This is a genomic window from Ferrimonas balearica (assembly GCF_019802055.1).
Lineage (GTDB): Bacteria > Pseudomonadota > Gammaproteobacteria > Enterobacterales > Shewanellaceae > Ferrimonas > Ferrimonas balearica_A.
On record NZ_JAHVHW010000006.1, the window covers coordinates 374682 to 393418 of the forward strand.

General features: G+C 59.5%; 17 protein-coding genes. 10 read left to right on the plus strand and 7 right to left on the minus strand.

The window, feature by feature from the left end; all coding sequences use genetic code 11:
• Positions 1–26: 26 nt before the first annotated feature.
• The 4 genes from KUV52_RS07060 to KUV52_RS07075 all read left to right on the plus strand — a co-directional run bounded on the left by KUV52_RS07060 (position 27) and on the right by KUV52_RS07075 (position 3816).
• Positions 27–386, plus strand: a complete 360-nt coding sequence (locus KUV52_RS07060) for a DsrE/DsrF/TusD sulfur relay family protein (protein WP_222525233.1) — start codon at positions 27–29, stop codon at positions 384–386.
• A gap of 91 nt (positions 387–477) precedes the next feature.
• Positions 478–870 carry a nitrous oxide-stimulated promoter family protein gene (locus tag KUV52_RS07065; RefSeq protein ID WP_222525234.1) on the plus strand — a complete coding sequence of 131 codons (393 nt, stop codon included), beginning with the start codon at positions 478–480 and terminating at the stop codon, positions 868–870.
• 3 nt (positions 871–873) lie between these two features.
• Entirely contained in the window at positions 874–1701 is an 828-nt protein-coding gene (locus KUV52_RS07070; protein WP_222525235.1) for a hypothetical protein, read from the plus strand.
• 60 nt (positions 1702–1761) lie between these two features.
• Positions 1762–3816, plus strand: a complete 2055-nt coding sequence (locus KUV52_RS07075) for a S9 family peptidase (protein WP_222525236.1) — start codon at positions 1762–1764, stop codon at positions 3814–3816.
• Positions 3817–4038: 222 nt separating this feature from the next.
• Here the strand turns inward: KUV52_RS07075 and KUV52_RS07080 are convergent, their stop codons facing one another.
• Complete coding sequence (locus KUV52_RS07080; protein ID WP_222525237.1) at positions 4039–4641, minus strand: LysE/ArgO family amino acid transporter; 603 nt, start codon at positions 4639–4641, stop codon at positions 4039–4041.
• 111 nt (positions 4642–4752) lie between these two features.
• On the opposite strand from KUV52_RS07080, the gene KUV52_RS07085 reads away from it, so the two are divergent.
• The 3 genes from KUV52_RS07085 to KUV52_RS07095 all read left to right on the plus strand — a co-directional run bounded on the left by KUV52_RS07085 (position 4753) and on the right by KUV52_RS07095 (position 6907).
• Entirely contained in the window at positions 4753–5640 is an 888-nt protein-coding gene (locus KUV52_RS07085) for a LysR family transcriptional regulator ArgP (RefSeq protein WP_222525238.1), read from the plus strand.
• A 72-nt stretch (positions 5641–5712) separates the two neighbouring features.
• A complete protein-coding gene (locus KUV52_RS07090; protein WP_222525239.1) occupies positions 5713–6249 on the plus strand; it encodes a porin family protein in 537 nt (178 codons plus the stop codon).
• Between the two features lie 133 nt (positions 6250–6382).
• Positions 6383–6907, plus strand: coding sequence for a porin family protein (locus tag KUV52_RS07095; protein ID WP_222525240.1), 525 nt, complete (start codon positions 6383–6385; stop codon positions 6905–6907).
• A 58-nt stretch (positions 6908–6965) separates the two neighbouring features.
• Here the strand turns inward: KUV52_RS07095 and KUV52_RS07100 are convergent, their stop codons facing one another.
• From KUV52_RS07100 to leuA, 5 genes are all read right to left on the minus strand, one after another.
• Positions 6966–8285, minus strand: coding sequence for an OmpP1/FadL family transporter (locus KUV52_RS07100; RefSeq protein WP_222525241.1), 1320 nt, complete (start codon positions 8283–8285; stop codon positions 6966–6968).
• Between the two features lie 295 nt (positions 8286–8580).
• Positions 8581–9183 carry a 3-isopropylmalate dehydratase small subunit gene (leuD, locus tag KUV52_RS07105; protein WP_222525242.1) on the minus strand — a complete coding sequence of 201 codons (603 nt, stop codon included), beginning with the start codon at positions 9181–9183 and terminating at the stop codon, positions 8581–8583.
• The gene (gene leuC / locus KUV52_RS07110) at positions 9183–10592 is read right to left on the minus strand and encodes a 3-isopropylmalate dehydratase large subunit (RefSeq protein WP_222525243.1); all 1410 of its coding nucleotides are present in this window, start codon (positions 10590–10592) and stop codon (positions 9183–9185) included. The genes leuD and leuC overlap by 1 nt, the downstream gene beginning before the upstream one ends.
• Entirely contained in the window at positions 10592–11689 is a 1098-nt protein-coding gene (leuB, locus tag KUV52_RS07115) for a 3-isopropylmalate dehydrogenase (protein ID WP_222525244.1), read from the minus strand. The genes leuC and leuB overlap by 1 nt, the downstream gene beginning before the upstream one ends.
• Positions 11686–13239: a 2-isopropylmalate synthase gene (gene leuA / locus KUV52_RS07120; protein WP_222525245.1), complete on the minus strand. Its 1554-nt coding sequence runs from the start codon at positions 13237–13239 to the stop codon at positions 11686–11688. The genes leuB and leuA overlap by 4 nt, the downstream gene beginning before the upstream one ends.
• 369 nt (positions 13240–13608) lie before the next feature.
• On the opposite strand from leuA, the gene KUV52_RS07125 reads away from it, so the two are divergent.
• Positions 13609–15378: a tetratricopeptide repeat protein gene (locus KUV52_RS07125; RefSeq protein WP_222525246.1), complete on the plus strand. Its 1770-nt coding sequence runs from the start codon at positions 13609–13611 to the stop codon at positions 15376–15378.
• On the opposite strand, the gene recQ is transcribed toward KUV52_RS07125, so the two are convergent.
• Positions 15375–17201 (minus strand): DNA helicase RecQ, encoded by a 1827-nt coding sequence (recQ, locus tag KUV52_RS07130; RefSeq protein WP_222525247.1) that lies wholly within the window; start codon positions 17199–17201, stop codon positions 15375–15377. The two genes, KUV52_RS07125 and recQ, sit on opposite strands and share 4 nt — an antisense overlap.
• Before the next feature lie 96 nt (positions 17202–17297).
• Between recQ and KUV52_RS07135 the strand changes: the two genes are divergently transcribed.
• Both KUV52_RS07135 and rarD read left to right on the plus strand, forming a co-directional pair.
• The gene (locus tag KUV52_RS07135; protein ID WP_222525248.1) at positions 17298–17753 is read left to right on the plus strand and encodes a thioesterase family protein; all 456 of its coding nucleotides are present in this window, start codon (positions 17298–17300) and stop codon (positions 17751–17753) included.
• Positions 17754–17828: 75 nt separating this feature from the next.
• On the plus strand, positions 17829–18734 hold the full coding sequence (gene rarD / locus KUV52_RS07140) for an EamA family transporter RarD (protein ID WP_222525249.1): 906 nt from the start codon (positions 17829–17831) through the stop codon (positions 18732–18734).
• The last annotated feature ends 3 nt before the right edge of the window (positions 18735–18737 follow it).

The window sequence follows — 18737 nt, forward strand, 5'->3', positions numbered from 1 at the left end:
TTCCCTTTTGATCTTTTGGAGAACCCATGACATCCATCCTGCTGGTTGCTCACGACAGCCCCTACGGCAGTGAACGTCTCTACAATGCCCTTCGAATCGCCCTGGCAACCCAGGAGCACGCTGAGACGCCGGTATCCCAGAAGCTGTTCCTGATGTCCGACGCCACCGTCGCCGCGTTGTCCGGACAGCAAACCCCGGATCTGAGCTACCACATCGGCCAGATGTTGGAGATCCTGCTGGCCCAGGGGGTTGAGATCGCCGTTTGCCGAACCTGCGCCGAAGCCCGGGGACTGAGCCAGGATCGGCTGATCGAGGGCATCACCATCGGCACATTGGTGGATCTGACCCGGCACACCCTGGCGGCGGATAAAGTGATCCACATTTGATCTGGATCGCGAATCCTGTGGATACTCCTTATGACCCGGCCACCGGCCGGGTAGGATGAGCGTAAATCCGACTGGCACACTAGGTTATACCATGAAAAGCGACCGGCTTGAGGGCCGACTGGCCCAGGAATACCGCACCATCGCCCATATGATGCAGATCTACTGCAAGGATCACTGCGGCCAGGTGCCCCGTGAAAACGGGTTGTGTGGGTGCTGTCATGAGCTGTTGGCCTATGCGGAACAGAAGCTGGACCGCTGCCCCTACGGAGACACCAAACCGACCTGCGCCAAGTGCCCCATCCACTGCTACAAACCGGAGCCCAAAGAGCGGGTACGCCAGGTGATGCGTTACGCCGGGCCACGCATGCTGCTGCGTCACCCCATTGAGGCGATCCGGCACCTGCTGGATGAACGACGCCCGGTGCCAGAAAAACCACCGATGCGGGCCAACCGGCGACGCAACCGGCCAACCGACGGAAGCTGACCTATGACGATGCCGCCAGTCCTCGATTTACTCACCTGGCTGCATCTGGGAATTGCCTTAATTGGCAGCTTTTACTGCTTACTGTTGGCGGTTCTGTTGCTCTACTTCTATCGAGACCCATTTCGGTCAGAGCGATATCTCGCCAGTTGGCTCGCGCTGCTGGCGCTCTACTTTGGGCTGGTGCCTAATCAACTTCCTTCCACCGTGTTGCTGCCAGCCTACACCCTGCAGTTTTTCGCCCTCCCCTGTCTTTACCTTTACCTTGAGGCACAACTGCGCCGCCGGAGAGTGAGAGCGGGCTGGCACCTGACCATTCCCGCCGCCCTGTCCCTTTATGCCTTGGCGACCGTCCAGTTTCATGTTTCTCACCAGATGGGAGGCCACCTTGAGGCGGATGAGTATCTGCTGGCGCTGCTTCCTCTGGGTGCCCTGGCACAGTACCTCTATTACGCCCGAGCCACCTGGCAGCTTTGGCGACGCTGGGGCTACCCGAATGCCACGACATCAGCCCGGCCCAGAACACAAAACTATGCCTGGCTGCTGACCTTGACCATCACCTCCGGCCTGGTCTGGTTGCTGCGCCTGATCGGCGTTTCGATTCCACTCTGGAACGGCCAACCGCTTGCACCATGGGTGCACGTCAGCAAGCGCATTGCCATCATCGGCCTGCTGCTTTTCGGGTTGGCCTACGGGCTGCGCCAGATCACCAGCTCCGTCTGGGTACAACGCCGGCGTACCCGCCCCCGCACTAAGGCGAGAAAGCCACGTTCCGAGTCCGTACTGAGCCCCGAAGAGCTGACGTTCTTGCGGGATCTCAACAAAAAGAACTAACCCTTCAGCTCTCTGGGGTTTTTCGCTACCCTCGGCGATAAATCACAAGGAGTTAAAACAATGACAACAGGACGTCTACCTGTGGCGTTATCGCTACTGGCGATGGCTGCCGCTGCCCATTCGGCCCCCCGAGACCATCAGATCACACCCGAAGATTACTTCACCATCGCCCACCCCAGCGGCATCGCCATCAGCGCCGATGGCAAGCGGGCTGCCTGGGTGCAGTCCTACTGGGACAAAGAGAGCGACGGCCAGAAAAAAGATCTCTGGCGGATGAGCCTGCCCAAAGGGACACCGGAACGCCTCACCTTCAGCGAAGAGAATGAGGGTGCCCCTCAGTTCAGTCTCGACGGAAATCACCTCTATTTTCTCAAGGCGGAAAAACGCGGCGAAGAGAGCAACGCCCCCTACAACGGCAAATCTCAGGTGTTTCGCCTGACGCTGGCCACCGGAGAGGTGGTGCCGTTGACCCGGGAGAAGGAGGGGGTAAGCCAGTTCTCTCTGGGGCCCCAGGGCCAGGCACTCTGGTATACCGGCAACAAGGAGTATCACAACGAGGACCCCTTCGCCGGCCTGCGTCAGGCCCACAGTGCCCCGCAGTATGGCCATGGCAAGGTGACCGTCAATCCGCTTTACCGTCTCGATCTGAGCAGCTACCGAACCGAACTGGTACTGGATGACAACAAGGTGGTGTGGGGCTTTGACGTCAGTCCGGATGGCAACCGCATCGCCCGAGTGGTCACCGATGACAATGAACTGGTTCACCTTGAGGGGTGGTCTGATATTGCCGTCTATGACCGCAACCAGCAGCGCAGCTGGACCCTGCCGGATCAGGCCTGGCGTGCCGAGGCGCCCTCTCCCTACGGCTGGCTGATGCAGCCCCGTTGGAGCCCCGACGGGGATCGGCTGGCTTTCCGTATCGATTACGATGGTTATCCAGGGCAGCTCTTTATTACCGAATTAAGCGCCGAGGGCGAAGTGGTTGGTCAGGCCGATCTGGCCCGCTCAGGCGATGTCACCTTGAATGGCGACAACATCGCCTGGCGTCCCGGCAGTGATGAGATCTGCTATCGCGGCAGCGAGCATGCCCGGGTCCGCCTCTACTGCACCGAGATGGAGGGTACCGAGCAGGGGGAAACCCGCACCCTGACCGAGGGCGACTTTGTGGTGGGCGGCTACGCCTTCTCCGATAACGGTAAGGAGCTGGCGCTGACCCACAACGGCCTGGAGCACTTCTACGAGATCTACAGTGGACGGGTGGGCAAAACCCCCGCCCGCCGCACCGACCTCAACCCCCAGGTGGCCAGCTGGAAGCTGCCGCAACTGAGCATAGTCCGGTGGACCGCACCGGATGGCACCCCGGTTGAAGGTATCCTGGAACTGCCGCCGGGCTACCAGAAGAGTGATGGTCCGCTGCCTCTGGTGGTACAGATCCATGGTGGCCCCACCGCCGCAACCCCCTACTCGTTGCAACATCGCACCTATGGCCGCAGCACCTTTGCTGCCAGAGGCTGGGCACTGCTCTCCCCCAACTACCGGGGCTCCACCGGGTTTGGCGACAAGTTCCTGGTCGATCTGGTTGGCCGTGAGCACGACATCGAGGTGGCGGACATCGTCTCCGGCGTCGACAAGCTGATCGCCGACGGCATTGTGGATGGCGACAAGCTGGCCGTGATGGGCTGGAGTAACGGTGGCTACCTGACCAACGCTCTGATCAGCACCACCGACCGCTTTAAAGCCGCCAGCTCTGGAGCTGGCGTCTGGGATCAGCGCCTGCAGTGGATGCTGGAGGACACCCCGGGACACGTCATCAACTTTATGCAGGGGCTGCCCTGGGAGCAGCCGGAAGCCTACGACCACGGCTCCAGCCTGAGCCACGCCGCCAGCATCAAAACCCCAACCCTGATCCATATGGGGGAGAATGACGCCCGGGTACCGGCACCGCACGCCTATGGCCTCTATCGCACCCTGCAGCAGTACCTGAATGTGCCGACGGAGCTGCTGATCTACCCGGGAGAGGGACACGGCCTCACCACCTACCAGCACAAGCTGGCCAAGATGCAGTGGGACCTATCCTGGTTTGAGCACTATGTGCTGGAAAAACCGGTGGAGTAACACACAAAAGGGCCGCACTCGCGGCCCTTTTTAATGCCGGTAGAAACAAGAAAGGCCGCCTGGGAGGGCGGCCTTGGGACTTGGGCATTGGAGGGGCCAGTTGGGCACTGACCCAAAACCGACGCAGGCACTGGCCGATGGCTATCGGCTGAGCATCCTTGCCCGTCCAGCGTGGTCTCAATAAGGAAAAACGACCCTGCTGCAGAGAACTTTAAAAATTTTTTAACCCACCAGCAAAAGCTTCAGGCCGATGCCCCACATCAGGGCCCAGACCATCAGATCAATGCCCCGCCACACTGCGGGACGAGCCAGTACCGGCGCCAATCGGGCCGCACCCAGGCTGAGCCCAAAGAACCACAAGGTCGAAGCGGTCAGGGTGCCGGCAAAGAAGAACCAGCGCTCATCACCGAACTGCGCGCCGATGGAGCCAAGTAGCACCAATGCGTCCAGATAAACGTGAGGGTTGAGCAGTGTCACTGCCAGAGTGGCGATGATAACAGTGCGACGACACCCTATGGCACCGCCCTCTGCCTGCAAGCGGCTGCCCTTGATGGCGCGACGCAGCGAGCTTAAGCCAAAGATCAACAGGAAGGCGCCCCCGCCATAGCGAGCAACCGCCATCAGCATCTCACTCTCACTGATGATCGCGCCTACGCCAGCCACGCCAAGGCCGATCAAGATGGCATCACAGACAGTGCAGATCAGAGCAACCAGCAGGTGGTGATGACGCTTAAGGGCCTGACTCAGCACGAAGGCGCCCTGAGCACCAATCGCCATAATCAATGCACCACCAATCCCTAATCCATTCACAAACGCCGTAACCATCTTGCCCTCCTGTATGTTGAGGCGGCAGTGTAGGGTTGCGACAGCATGGAGAAAATCTAATAATCCTTATTCAATATAAGTTTTTTTAATTAACAAATTCGGTGGGTCGGGATGCTGGATTACAAGCTCCTCCACGCTCTGGCGGAAGTGGTGCGTCAGGGCAGCTTTGATAGGGCGGCACGCAAGCTCAACCTGACGCAATCTGCGGTTTCACAGCGGATAAGCACCCTGGAGCAGCGGGTAGGTCGGCCCTTATTGGTTCGAGCCAACCCGGTGCGCGCCACCGAGGCTGGATTGCTGCTGTTGCGGCATCAACAGCAGGTAGCGCTGATGGAGGCCAATCTCTCCGATGCGCTGCTGACGGGAGCGCGGACCACCTTCGAACGGATCGCCCTGGCCGTCAACGCCGACAGCCTGGCAACCTGGTTGCCCCAGGCGCTGCGACGACTGTTCGACGAGCACCAATTGCTGACGGAGCTGATTGTCGAGGATGAAGACATCACGCTGAACCGACTCAAGTCCGGTGAAGTGGCTGGCTGCATCTCCGCCATCGCCAAGCCGGTGCAGGGTTGCCGCACCCAGCGGCTCGGCACGCTGCGCTACCGCATGGCGGCATCACCCGCCTTTATCGCTCGCTATTTTTCAGAGGGGGTCACCGCCAGCACCCTGGCCCAGGCGCCAACGGTGGTTTACAGCCAGCACGACGATTTAATGAGCCGCTTTCTGGCCCGCCACTATCCGGATCTCGGCCACCTTCCTCCGCATCACCAAGTGCCCTCCGCCCAGGCGTTCGTCAACCTGGCCCTGCAGGGCATTACCTGGGCGCTGATCCCGGCCGTTCAACTGGAGCCCTACCAAAGCTCGGGGGCCCTGGTGAGCCCAAGCAATCACCATCTGGATGTGCCCCTCTACTGGCACAGCTGGCGCCTGGAATCGCCAACCATGACCCATCTGGCCGCAGTGTTAATTCAGGAAGCCAAGACCCAGTTGAGGGGATAACGCAATTCGACTGGCAAGCCCGTCACAACCTGCCACCCTTACACTCAGGGAGCGGATAATGAGGGATAAGTCATGCGGTTACGAGCCATCATCATGACACTGGTACTGCTGGCCCTGCCGGTACGGGCCGACTGGGACTTCAGTGCCATCAACCAGGGCAACTGGTATCTGGGTAGCCAATTCAACTACGGCTGGGTGGATACTCAGTTTGGTGACGCCAACCCCCTGGCGCTCCATTTTCTGGGGGGCTACCAGTTCAACCCCTACATCGGTATTGAGGGCAGGATTGGTCTGGGCCTGACCGATGATGAAGCCGCCGATGGCATCCACGTCGAGATCGACTCCTACTACGGCCTTTACGTGACTGGCACCCTGCCGATGGGAGACTGGGTGAGGTTGTATGCACTGGTCGGGGTGACGGACCTCTCTCTGGAGGAAGATCTCGACAGTCGAAGCGACACCTTCGGCACCACGGATCTCAGCTATGGTATCGGCCTCAGCCTGCTGGCGACTGAGCAGTTTGCCATCACACTGGAAGCGGTGCAGTGGCTTGATAAAGGGCAGTTTGATGTCGCAGGGATGAGCCTGGGCGTGCGATACGACTTCTAAGCCCCAAAGCCGGCCGGCATTCAGTTCCTCCAGTGAAACATCTGATACATATCAACTTCCTGCTCAACACCACTGGTGAGCAGGTCGTTTTTGCGGCACTCTTGGGGCGGTTTTTCACCACATGGATGTAATTATGAAACGCACTTTGATGACGCTGGCCCTGGGTGCTGCCCTGCTGGCCGGTCCTGCCGCTGCTGAACTGAACCAAGGCCACGGATACTTCGGCGGCCAATTAAACTACATGACTTTCGATACCGGGTTTGGTGACGTAAACCCGATGGCCTTAACCGTTCTGGGGGGCTACCAGTTTAACCCCTACCTAGCGTTGGAAGGTCGAGTCGGCATCGGCATGACCGATGACAATCTGGAGATGTGGTCCAATGATGTCTCCTTTGAGTTGGACCGCTATTTCGGGGGCTACCTGGTGGCTACCGCCCCCCTGTCAGATTGGGTTGCCATCTACGGCATGGCGGGATTTACCGATGCCAAAGTCTCAGCAAAAATCGACAGCCAAAAAGGAAGTGAGAGCGACAGTGAATTCAGCTATGGCGCTGGCCTGAAACTGTATGGCACCGAAAACGCCGCCTTTACGCTGGAATATCTGGTGATGTTCGACGATATCGATACGCTGAACCTGGGCTTCACCTATCGCTTCTAGGCAAACAGCAAACACAAAAAAACCCGCCTTTCGGCGGGTTTTTTCTTAAGCCATTGGCTTACAGCTTGTAGCTCAGCTGTGCGCCCGCCAGCCATACGCTGCCGGTCACTTCACCGTTGTACTGAGCCAGAGTATTGCCACCCACTTCAAAGGCTTCATTGATCGGCGCATCGCCCTGAGAGTGGATGTAGGTAACGGCCAGATCCAAGTTCAGGCGGTCGCTGAAGGCGTAACCCATACCAGTGCTGATCCACAGACGGTTGGAGTCCGGAATGCTCAGAGTGCGGTGCTCATCTTCTACCGCAGTCATGTCGTAAGCCACACCGGCACGCACCACCATCTTGTCGTTAAGGCGGTAATCGGAACCCACAGCGAAACGCCAGTTGTCCTCAAACTGCTCAGCTTTTACCAGGTCACTGGTGCCATCCGGGAACTCCGCCACCAGATCATCAAACCGGCTCCACTGGGTCCAGTTGATGGACGCGGACAGGCGCCAGGCGTCAGTCAGTTGATGGCTGGAGGCCAGCTCAGCGAACGCTGGCAGAGTCAGAGCCAGTTTGCCCGGCTTGGCCAGGCCATCCGGAGCGTACAGCAGGCCACCCGCATCCCCTTCCAGGTTCAACTCCACCTCAGAGTGGTAGGAGAGGCCGATAGTGTGGCCTTTAGCCGGCTGCCAGGTGGCACCCAGCTTGTAACCCCAGGCGTAGTCATCGCCGGACAGGGATTTCAGTTCGGTACCCGGAGCCACCGGCGGCAGATCCAGCATGCCCAGCAGAGGCTGTACCGCCGGGTCCTCGACCCAACCCGGAACCGTGCCACTGATGGCGCCATCGCCATACACGAAGCGCACGCCAGCACCCAGACTGAACTGGTCGTTTACCGCGAACGCCACGTTGGGGTTGAATTCGATGGTGGTGATTTCGGTGTTGCTGCCGAAGATCGCAGCCGGATGGGTCGCGGGCAGTTCACTCTTCAGGCCGTAGTTGGAGTTGATTGCCAGGCCGTAAGCCCAACGATCATTCAGACGGTTGCTGTAGAAGAAGTTGGGTACTACCGCGTTAGGTACCAGGTCATTTTCGCTGGCGTCGATGGTCTTGGTGCCCAGGCCATTGGCGGTCAGTGCCGGGTGGGTGATGGTGCCCTTTGCGGCCACATCCGGAGCCACCAGGATGGCGCCCACGGAAAGCTGACGACCCTCCAGTTGGGTCAGCAGTGCCGGGTTACGGCCCTGTGCAGCGGCGTTATCAGCAATTGCGGCTTCGCCCGCGAAGGCGCGGCCAAGGCCAGTCGCAGAGGTTTCCGCCAGTTGGAAGCCAGCGGCATTGGCCTGGCTTGCCAGCAGGCCAGCGATAACTCCAGACAACAAACGGTACTTCATACACTTCCCCATTCCATAAATTGGCTTTTTGTGATCCGCGCCATCATAAGAACGACACACACAGACACAATGCCCTAACATCGATTCGGGCGATCCTGCTGCGGATCCGGCGCGAGGCGGGGGGTTGTACCAGAATTTAGAGCTATAGCTCTAGCTTTTTTGAAAAAATTAGAGCGAACACTCGTAACATGAAATTCTATCTCTTTGATACAAAAAGAGTTAATTCGGAAGTGGATTCAAGTGGTAAGAGGAGTGCCAGCCAGCAGAATTCGCTGAACTGGCACTCGAATCCGGCTCAGCGCCAGTTGGGAGAGGAGGCTTCAAACGCCTCAATAGCAGGAATTTGAGCCAGGGTCTGGCCGATGGCGTCCTTACCCTCCAGCAGGTTCTGCCGGGCGGCAGCATCCAGGGTGAAGGGGTAGCTCTGCCCCTGGCTGTCCTCCACCACACAGCGGGTCAGATCCACCGTCAGCGAACAGCCCGGTTGTTCAGCAACCGTCGCCATCAGCGCCTGCACCTGAGCTTCGGGTAACACCACCGGAAGCAGACCATTGTTGATGGCGTTCTGATAGAAGATGTCCGCAAAACTGGGGGCGATAATAGCGCGAAAACCGAAGTCCGCCAGGGCCCAGGGCGCGTGCTCCCGACTGGAGCCGCAGCCAAAGTTCTCCCCCGCCAACAGGATGCTGGCGCCAGCGTATTCCTGCTGGTTCAGGGCAAACTCCGGATTGGGCTGCTCACCCGCTTCATCCAGGTAGCGCCAATCGTGAAACAGATGTACCCCAAAGCCCTCGCGGGTCACTTTAGCCAGAAACTGCTTGGGGATCAGTTGGTCGGTATCGATGTTGGCGTGGTTCAGCGCGACCGCGATGCCCCGGTGTTGAGTGAAGGCTTGCATTACTGGATCTCCTCAAACTGGCGAACATCGGCAAAATAACCCGTCACGGCGGCAGCGGCGGCCATGGCAGGGCTGACCAGATGGGTGCGACTGCCTCGCCCCTGGCGCCCCTCAAAGTTTCGGTTGGAGGTGGAGGCGCAGCGCTGGCCAGCGGTCAGACGGTCCTCATTCATGCCCAGACACATGGAACAGCCGGGCAGTCGCCACTCAAAACCGGCATCGGTAAAGATCCGATCCAGCCCTTCGCTTTCCGCCTGAGCCTTCACCTTGTGGGAGCCCGGCACCACGATCGCCTGCACGCCCGCAACGACCTTTCGGCCCCGGGCCACCGCGGCGGCCGCGCGAAGATCCTCAATCCGGGAGTTGGTGCAGGAGCCGATAAAGACCGCATCAATGGTCACATCACTGAGCTTCTGATTGGGCTCCAGCCCCATGTAAGCGAGGGCTTTGATCGCGGCGCTCTGCTCAATGGGGTCGGCAAAGCTGCCGGGGTCCGGGATCACGTCGTCTACCGCCATCACCTGGCCCGGGTTGGTGCCCCAGGTCACCTGCGGCGCAATATCGGCCGCCTCCACCACCACGTCCGCATCGAAACGGGCACCCTCATCACTGCACAACTGAGCCCAATCGTTCAGCGCCTGCTGCCACGCTTCGTCTTTGGGGGCGTAGGGGCGACCTTCGAGGTAGTCGATGGTGGTCTGATCCGGGGCGATCAAGCCCGCCTTAGCCCCCAGTTCGATCGCCATATTACAGACGGTCATCCGCCCCTCCATAGAGAGCTGACGAATCGCCTCGCCGCAAAACTCCACCACATAGCCGGTGCCGCCACCGTGCCCCACCTTGCCGATGATCGCCAAGACGATGTCTTTGGCGGTAATGCCCGGACCGACCTGACCACGAACCTCAATTTTCATGGTTTTGGCGCGACGCTGGCGCAGGGTTTGGGTGGCCAGCACGTGCTCCACTTCCGAGGTGCCAATGCCAAACGCCAGCGCCCCGAAAGCCCCATGGGTAGCAGTGTGGGAGTCGCCGCACACAATGGTGCTGCCCGGCAGGGTCAACCCTTGCTCCGGCCCCATCACATGCACAATGCCTTGGTTGGGGTGGTGGATATCAAACAGGGTGACGCCAAACTCTTCGCAGTTTTGCTGCAGGGTCTCCACCTGAGTTCTGGCCAGAGCGGGCAGCGCTTCGATGGAGGCGCTGGTGGTGGAGGTGTTGTGATCCATGGTGGCGATGGTGCGATCAGGGCGACGCACCGGTCTGCCTGCCTGGCGCAAGCCATCAAAGGCCTGGGGCGACGTCACTTCATGCACCAGGTGGCGATCAATATAGATAAGGGGAGTTTCCCCGGCAGGGGTCGCGATCTGATGGCTCTGCCAGATCTTCTCATACAGGGTTTGCGCCATCAGCGGGCCTCCTTAATTCGCTCAACAATGGCATCGCCCATCTGGGCGGTTGTCAGGGCACGCTCTCGTGCATCGGCCGTTAACAGCTCTCCGGTCAGGCAACCGTCAGCCAATGCCTGACTTACGGCTGCATCAATGGCATCCGCCGCAGCGGGCTCGCCCAGGCTATGGCGCAGCATCAGGCTGGCGGACAGAATCTGGGCCACCGGGTTGGCGATACCCTGGCCCGCAATGTCCGGCGCACTGCCACCGGCGGGTTCATACATGCCAAACCCGGACTCATTGAGGCTGGCTGAAGGCAACAGCCCCATGGAGCCGGTGATCATCGCCGCTTCATCGGAGATGATGTCGCCAAACAGGTTGCCGCAGAGGATCACGTCGAACTCACTGGCCCGACGCAGCAACTGCATGGTGGCGTTGTCGATGTAGATGTGTTCCAGCGCCACGTCCGGGTAATCAGCGGCGATGGCGATCACCTCCTCGCGCCACAACATTGAGGTGGTCAGCACATTGGCTTTATCCACAGAGAGCACCCGACCACGACGCTTACGGGCGGCCTCAAAGGCCATGCGGGCGATACGGCGGATCTCAAACCGGCTGTAACGCATGGTGTCGTAACCGAACTCCTGCTCACCTTCGCCCTCGCGCCCACGGGGCTGACCAAAGTAGATGTCGCCGGTCAGTTCCCGCACAACCAGCACATCCATCCCTTTTTCAGCGATGTCGCTGCGCAGGTAGGAGAGGTGTTCCAGACCGGGATGGATCTTGGCCGGGCGCAGGTTACAAAACAGGTTGAAGTGCTTACGCAGGGGGAGCAGAGATCCACGCTCGGGCTGCTCGTTGGGAGGAAGACCTTCCCATTTCGGCCCACCAACGGAGCCAAACAGAATCGCATCGGAGGCCTCACAGGCCGCCAGCGTGTCTGTGGGGAGGGGGGAGCCCTCGGCGTCGATGGCGGCACCACCAACCAGACGATGTTCTCCCTGTATGCGGAAACCAAATTTGGCCCCGGCTGCCGCCAGCACCTTTTCCGCTTCCACCATCACTTCTGGCCCGATGCCGTCACCGGCCAGGATGGCGATCTTGTGCTCCCTCATGCGTCCCCCATGGCTTTGTCTTGCTTCTGCTGATCGATGCGCTGCTGGCGATGGATCAGGTTGTAAACGTGGATAAGCGCCCGCGCGGACGCGTCGATGATGTCAGTGGACAGGCCCATTCCGTGGAAGGTGCGCCCCTGGTACTCCGCCGTAATGTCGACCTGACCCAGCGCATCATGACCCTCACCGGTGGCTTCAATGTCGAAGCTCTGAATCGTGATCTTCTGGCCGGTGGCGCGTTCAATGGCCCGGTAGACCGAATCAACCGGCCCATTCCCCGTGGCCGCTTCCGTCACTACCGTATCGCCAATCCCGATCTCCACCGAGCCGGTGGCAAAGTGGTTACTCCCCGCCTGAACATTGAGCTGACGCAGCACAAAGTGCTCGTCCGCTTCCCGCTGATTCTCGAAAAACAACAGGGCTTCCAGATCGTAATCAAACACCTGGCCCTTCTTATCCGCCAACTCCAGGAAGCGTTGATAGAGGGTGTCCAGATCGAAGTCCTGCTCCTGGTAACCGAGTTCGGCCATGCGGTGCTTAATCACATGACGGCCGGAACGGGAGGTCAGGTTAAGGGTATTGCGCGGCAGGCCCACCGACTCCGGAGTCATGATTTCATAGGTGTTCTGAGCCTTGAGCACCCCATCCTGATGGATGCCGGAGCTGTGGCTGAAAGCGTTGTTACCTACGATCGCCTTGTTGGACTGAACCGGCATGTTGCAGAGGCGGCTGACCTGGGAACTGGTGCGGTAGATCTCGGTGGGATTGGCGTTTGTGGTCAACCCGAAATGGGCTTGGCGCGTATTGAGGATCATGATGATCTCCTCCAGCGCCGCATTGCCTGCTCGCTCGCCAATGCCGTTGATGGTGCCTTCAACCTGGCGGGCTCCGGCTTCGATGGCCGCGATGGAATTGGCCACGGAGAGGCCGAGGTCGTCATGGCAGTGCACCGAAATCACCGCATTGTGGATATTGGGCACCCGCTCAAACAGGTTGGTGATGATGCCGCCAAACTCGCTGGGTGTGGTGTAACCGACGGTATCGGGGATATTGACGGTGGTCGCTCCGGCTTTGATCGCCGCCTCCACCATTCGACACAGGTTGTCGATGGGGGTTCGACCGGCGTCTTCACAGGAGAACTCAACATCGTCGGTAAAACGTCTGGCGTACTTCACCGCGTCGGTGGCCATCTCAAGCACCTGGTCAAAATTGCGCTTCAGTTTGCTCTCGACGTGGATGCTGGAGGTGGAGATAAAGGTGTGAATGCGGAATTGATCCGCCACGCTCAGCGCCTGGGCTGCGGCGTCGATGTCTCCCTGAACCGCCCGGGACAGCGCGCAGATACGGCTGTTTTTGATGGTGCGGGCAATCTGCTGGACCGAATCAAAGTCCCCGGGAGATGAAACCGGAAACCCCGCTTCGATGATGTCGATCCCCATACGTTCCAGTGCACGGGCAATCTGCAGCTTCTCATTGACCGACAAGCTGGCCGCGAGCGCCTGCTCACCGTCCCGCAAAGTGGTATCAAACAAAATGACCCGATCTGACATCCTTTCCTCCGTTCGTCGCTACACAGAACGCGGGTTTTTGCTTGAAGCATAAAAAACCCGCACAATCTGCGCGGGTTAGAGTCTGTTGCTCGAGCTCTGTCAGCCTGCCACACCCTCTGCACCCTCGCAGCGTCCTGCTAGGGCTAGAGTTAGTAGGTGGTGGCGGGCGAAGTGCGTCATCAGTCTCGTTATTGTGTTGTAGTGCTCAAAAGTCTTTTTCATACTTGCGACCCCTAGCACGTTTGTCAACCGCTTTTTGAACCAAAAATGTACAGCCAGCACGTCATGAGGTTTGCTGCTTGATCGGTCCCGGTGACCGCGATAGCCTGCCGATGTGATCAGGATGATAACGCGCTAAGGAATGACATTTTGTCGAACCGACCTCATGCCCTGTTAGGGCTGCTTACTCTATGGCTGAGCATCGTTTTTCCGGTGCCCGCCCTCGGTAATGCCCTTCCTTCGCTGGATCCCGTCGCCGATGCGGTCGTTAACATGGACTCCTCCCAGGCCGCCGTACTGGATGAGTACTGGTCGCACTACTACTCCCATGCCCCCACCAACTGGCAGTTGCGCTGGCACCTGCTGCGCTGCGAAGTCGCCCACCTGGAGTCAGACAGCGAGGAGGTGATGCGGCAGGTCACCAAGGGCAATAAGCTGGCCGCCTCCATCGGCAATGTCGTTGTCCCGGGTTATCTGGCTCTGTGCAAGGGCAGCCTGAACTTTTCACAAGACCGATATGACGAGGCGATCGCGCTTTTTGATGAAGCGATTGAGGTGGGCAATAAGGTCCAAGACTCTGCCCTTTTAAGCCTTGCTTACAACTCCCGAGCCGTCACCCTCAGCGACCAACACAACTTTGCTCAGGCGATGGATGACCACACCCTGGCACTGCGACACGCCGATCTGGCTGAACACACTCCCTGGCTCTCCATATCGCTTGCGCAGGTCTACTTCTCCTTTGGCCGGACCTTTTACTACCTGGAGAACTACACCAGCTCTGATGAAGCCATTCGTCAGGCAATTCAGATGGTTCCGAAGGATGCTCCTCTGGCCTGGTTTATTCGCTTTAACTACGCCGGCATCCTGGCGAGGCAGGAGCGTCTGGATGAGGCGCAGTACCAGTTAGACCAACTCAACAACCGCCCCCCTCACTTTGGCAAGTTCTACAAAGGCTATGTGGACCTGTTCCAGGCATTCCTTCTGTTCCAGTTGAACCAACCCGCCAAAGCGCTGCCCTTTGCCCGCAGTGCCGCCATGGATTTCGCCCGGGTCGACCTGCTGGTGCCCTATGCCAAAGCACTGATCATTGAAGGCCAGTCCAGAGTGTTGCTGGGAGAGAGGGAGGCGGGCTGGGCCGCCATCAATGAGGCTCAGAAGCTGATGAATGAGGCTGAGGATGGCCAGGGTGACTGGAGATACCTGGCCAAAAGCTGGCGCTGGGCGGCAAAGCATCATCACGACAGTGGCAATGATCAAGAAGCCTACCTGGCGATGGAGCAGTATGCTGTGGTGTTCTCCCGTTACATGGAGATTCAGCAAGCATCCGAGCTGGCACAGCAGCAGCAAAAGTTGAGTCAGGAGATAGACCGACACCGCCAGCGTCTGGCCAGCAGCAGCGAAGCGCAGTTTCAGCTTCAGCAGTCGCTGCTGATGTGGCGGGGCAGTACCGTAGTATTGGGGCTGATTCTGTTGGGCCTGTTTATCTGGCACTTCTGGCCAACAACCCCGAAAACCTCTCAATCGAGCGCCCCCCAAAACTGGCGGGATCGACTGGTCGAAGCGCTGACTCAATCCCGACAGCACGAGCGTTCCATGTCAGTGATCCTGGCCCGCAATCCCAATCAGCCTATCGAGAGCATTCTGCCTCAGCTGGCCCGGGATCTGCGCCCGGATGATCAGGTGCTGCAGCCCGATCAGAACACCGCACTGTTGCTGTTGGATCAAGCTACGGAGGGGGAACTGGCCTGGCGCCTGGCTTCAATTTCGGACCTGTTACGCAGTGCCGGGCGCTCGGACGTGGTGCTGGCCAAAACCCGGGTGCATGGGTTTGACGACCCGGACTCCCTGCTCACTCGTCTGGAGTATGAGCTGATCAGCCAGGCTATCCCCAACCGCCCAGAGCCTCACGCCCTGCTTTAAAGCGCGTCGCTGTAATCTTCAATCAGATTGAGGAACGCACGCCCGTAACGCTCCAGCTTGCGCTCGCCAACACCGTTGATGGCGAGCATCTCCCATTCCGATGAGGGCAGTTGCGCGGCCATCTCCGCCAGGGTGGCATCATTGAAGACCACATAGGGCGGCACGCCCGCTTCGTCCGCCAGCTCACGCCTCAGCGCCTTAAGCTTGGCAAACAGCTTACGGTCATACTGGCTGGGCAGGGCGCGACTGCGGCGACTGGTGGACTTTTGCAGGGCCAATCGTGGCTCTGCCAGCTCCAGCTCCCGCTCGCCCTTCAGCACCGCCCTGGCTGCCGGATTGAGCGTCAGCACCATAGAGCGGGTGATGTCCTGGGTCAGCAGGCCATGATGGATCAACTGGCGCAGCACCGACAGCCAGTGGTCATGGCTCTTCTCCTTACCAATGCCCCAGGTGGAGAGCTTGTGATGCCCTCGGTCCACCACGTTGTGGGCCTGGCTGCCCCTCAGCACCTCAATCACATGGCCCATGCCGAACCGCTGTCCCACCCGGTACACACAGGAGAGCGCTTTACGCGCCTCTTCGGTGCCATCGTAGCGCTTGGGGGGATCCAGACAGATGTCGCAGTTGCCGCAAGGCTCATGGCTGGGCTCATCAAAGTAGTTGAGCAGCACCTGGCGGCGGCAGATCTGCGCCTCGGCAAACGCCGCCATGGCATTGAGCTTATGGATATCCACCGGGTTGGGCTCCTGCTCACCCTGCTCCAACAGGTGACGGATCCGGGCGATGTCTGCCGGATCAAACAGCAACAGCGCTTCGGACTCCAGGCCGTCACGACCGGCCCGGCCGGTCTCCTGATAGTAACCCTCAATCGACTTGGGCAGGTCCCAGTGCACCACAAAACGCACGTTGGATTTGTTGATCCCCATACCGAACGCCACGGTAGCCACCACGATATCCACCCGATCGCGCAGGAACGCCTCCTGCACCGTTGCGCGCTCATCCGATGTCATCCCGGCATGATAACCGGCCGCCACAAACCCCTTTTGACGGAGTTTTTCCGCCACCTCATCGACCCGGCGGCGACTGCCGCAATAGACGATGCCAGCGTTGCCCTTTTGCTGCTTCAGGTACTCGGTCAACTGCTCCAGTGGGCGCAGCTTTTCCGCCACGGTATAGCGGATGTTGGGCCGATCAAAACTGGACTGGTGGTGAAAGGGGGCATTCAGGTTCAGGCGCTGACAGATGTCCTGACGGGTCGCCCCATCGGCCGTCGCGGTCAACGCCATCACAGGAATCTGGGGAAACCGCTGCTTCAGCCAACCCAACTGGGCGTACTCGGGGCGGAAATCATGCCCCCACTGGCTGATGCAGTGCGCCTCGTCCACCGCCACCAGTGACAGCGGCCAGTGCGCCAGACGCTCCTGAATGTCGGCACTGAGCAGACGCTCGGGGGAGATGTAGAGCAGTTTTATCTCGCCACGGTGCACCGCCCCCAGCAGCTCAACCACCTCATGACGCTCCAGGCTGGAGTTCAGCGCGGCCGCTGCCACTCCGGACTCCCGCAGGGCGTCCACCTGATCCTTCATCAGGGAGATCAGCGGTGAGATCACCAGAGTCAGCCCGGGTAAAACGAGGGCAGGGAGCTGGTAACAGAGGCTTTTTCCTCCGCCCGTGGGCATGATCACCAGGCAATCTTTACCCGCCAGAGTGTGTGCCACCACCTCATCCTGCCCCGGACGAAAGTCACGGAAACCGAACACCTGTTGAAGGGTGTTGAGGGCAAGTTCCTGATTGGTCAACAAAGTGGGGGCAGTGGCGTCCATCGATGCGGCTAGAGGTGGTCACGAATGGGCGCTATTCTACTTATCCCGTCCCGGGTTGTCTGCCCGGCAGGGGGAACTGAGGCCAAAGGAGGGCCTATGACACAGCAAGCGATTCTGGATCAGGTCAGCACCATCTTTAATGATCACCTCCCCTTTCACCGGCACCTGGGGCTTCGGGTTACACGCTATGATGCCGAAGGAGTAGAGGTCGCAATCGATATGGCCGACCACCTGATCGGCAATGTTCATCAGCAGATCCTGCACGGCGGCGTCACCGCCACCCTGCTGGATGTTACCGGTGGCCTCACCGCATTTGCCGGTGTGGTGGCCCGCGAAGAGGCCCCCTCGATGGCACTGCTGGAGCAAAAGCTGCCTAAACTTGGGACCATCGACCTTCGGGTGGACTACCTTCGTCCCGGCCGGGGTTCGCAATTTATCGCCACCGGCACCATCATCCGCACCGGCAACAAGGTGGCGGTCTGCCGGATGGAGTTGCACAACGAGTCGGGCACCCACATCGCCTTTGGCACCGGCACCTACATGGTGGGCTAACTCAAGCTGGTGACGTGTCACACGGCGGTGGCATAATGCCCGGCCTGTCCAGACCAACCCATAGACGCCAGCGCCATGCCCAATACCGAAGCCCGTAAGGGCACCCTGTACGCCATCAGTGCCTACCTGATGTGGGGCTTCGCGCCGCTCTACTTCAAAGCGATCGCCTCGGTCGCCCCGGACGAGATCCTGATGCACCGGGTGATCTGGTCCTTTTTCCTGGTCAGTGCCCTGGTCTGGTTTGGTGGTCGGATGGCTGAGGTTCGCGCCCTGCTGCGTCAGCCTAAAAAGTTGGGAATTCTGACCCTGACCGCACTCTTGGTTGGTGCCAACTGGCTTATCTTCATCTGGGCGGTCGCCAATGATCATGTGCTGGACGCCAGCCTAGGTTACTTTATCAACCCCCTGCTCAGTGTCGCATTGGGCATGTTGGTGTTGGGTGAGCGCCTCGGTCGGCTGCAACTTCTGGCGGTGGGGGTTGCCGCATTCGGTGTGGTGGTGCAGTTGATTCAGTATGGTTCGGTACCCTGGATCTCCCTGGCACTGGCAGGCAGCTTCGGCATCTACGGTTTGCTGCGAAAACAGGTGAACCTTCAGGCCAGTACCGGCCTGCTGGTGGAAACCGCCATTCTGCTGCCCCTGGCCCTGGTTTACTGGACCTTGCTCGACAGCCCGACGTCGGATCTGTCCAGCAACAGCCTCTCTCTTAACCTTCTGCTGTTGGCGGCTGGCATTGTCACCACTCTGCCTCTGCTGGCATTCTCGGCAGCGGCCATTCGCATCCCCCTTTACCTGCTGGGCATGCTGCAGTACATCGGCCCCAGCATCATGTTTGTAATGGCGCTGAGCCTGTTTGGGGAAACCCTGTCCGCCCCGCAACTGCTGACCTTCGGCTTTATCTGGTCAGCCCTGCTGCTGCTCTCCTTTGATGGGATCAAAAAAGCCCGACACAAGCGCCGGGCTCTGAAACAGGCTGCCTGAGGC

Bases quoted from the DNA above. Each gene is read 5' to 3' on its own strand.
- KUV52_RS07060 (WP_222525233.1), top strand. From the start codon at position 27: ATGACATCCATCCTGCTGGTTGCTCACGACAGCCCCTACGGCAGTGAA.
- KUV52_RS07065 (WP_222525234.1), top strand. From the start codon at position 478: ATGAAAAGCGACCGGCTTGAGGGCCGACTGGCCCAGGAATACCGCACC.
- KUV52_RS07070 (WP_222525235.1), top strand. From the start codon at position 874: ATGACGATGCCGCCAGTCCTCGATTTACTCACCTGGCTGCATCTGGGA.
- KUV52_RS07075 (WP_222525236.1), top strand. From the start codon at position 1,762: ATGACAACAGGACGTCTACCTGTGGCGTTATCGCTACTGGCGATGGCT.
- KUV52_RS07080 (WP_222525237.1), bottom strand. From the start codon at position 4,641: ATGGTTACGGCGTTTGTGAATGGATTAGGGATTGGTGGTGCATTGATT.
- KUV52_RS07085 (WP_222525238.1), top strand. From the start codon at position 4,753: ATGCTGGATTACAAGCTCCTCCACGCTCTGGCGGAAGTGGTGCGTCAG.
- KUV52_RS07090 (WP_222525239.1), top strand. From the start codon at position 5,713: ATGCGGTTACGAGCCATCATCATGACACTGGTACTGCTGGCCCTGCCG.
- KUV52_RS07095 (WP_222525240.1), top strand. From the start codon at position 6,383: ATGAAACGCACTTTGATGACGCTGGCCCTGGGTGCTGCCCTGCTGGCC.
- KUV52_RS07100 (WP_222525241.1), bottom strand. From the start codon at position 8,285: ATGAAGTACCGTTTGTTGTCTGGAGTTATCGCTGGCCTGCTGGCAAGC.
- leuD (WP_222525242.1), bottom strand. From the start codon at position 9,183: ATGCAAGCCTTCACTCAACACCGGGGCATCGCGGTCGCGCTGAACCAC.
- leuC (WP_222525243.1), bottom strand. From the start codon at position 10,592: ATGGCGCAAACCCTGTATGAGAAGATCTGGCAGAGCCATCAGATCGCG.
- leuB (WP_222525244.1), bottom strand. From the start codon at position 11,689: ATGAGGGAGCACAAGATCGCCATCCTGGCCGGTGACGGCATCGGGCCA.
- leuA (WP_222525245.1), bottom strand. From the start codon at position 13,239: ATGTCAGATCGGGTCATTTTGTTTGATACCACTTTGCGGGACGGTGAG.
- recQ (WP_222525247.1), bottom strand. From the start codon at position 17,201: ATGGACGCCACTGCCCCCACTTTGTTGACCAATCAGGAACTTGCCCTC.
- KUV52_RS07135 (WP_222525248.1), top strand. From the start codon at position 17,298: ATGACACAGCAAGCGATTCTGGATCAGGTCAGCACCATCTTTAATGAT.
- rarD (WP_222525249.1), top strand. From the start codon at position 17,829: ATGCCCAATACCGAAGCCCGTAAGGGCACCCTGTACGCCATCAGTGCC.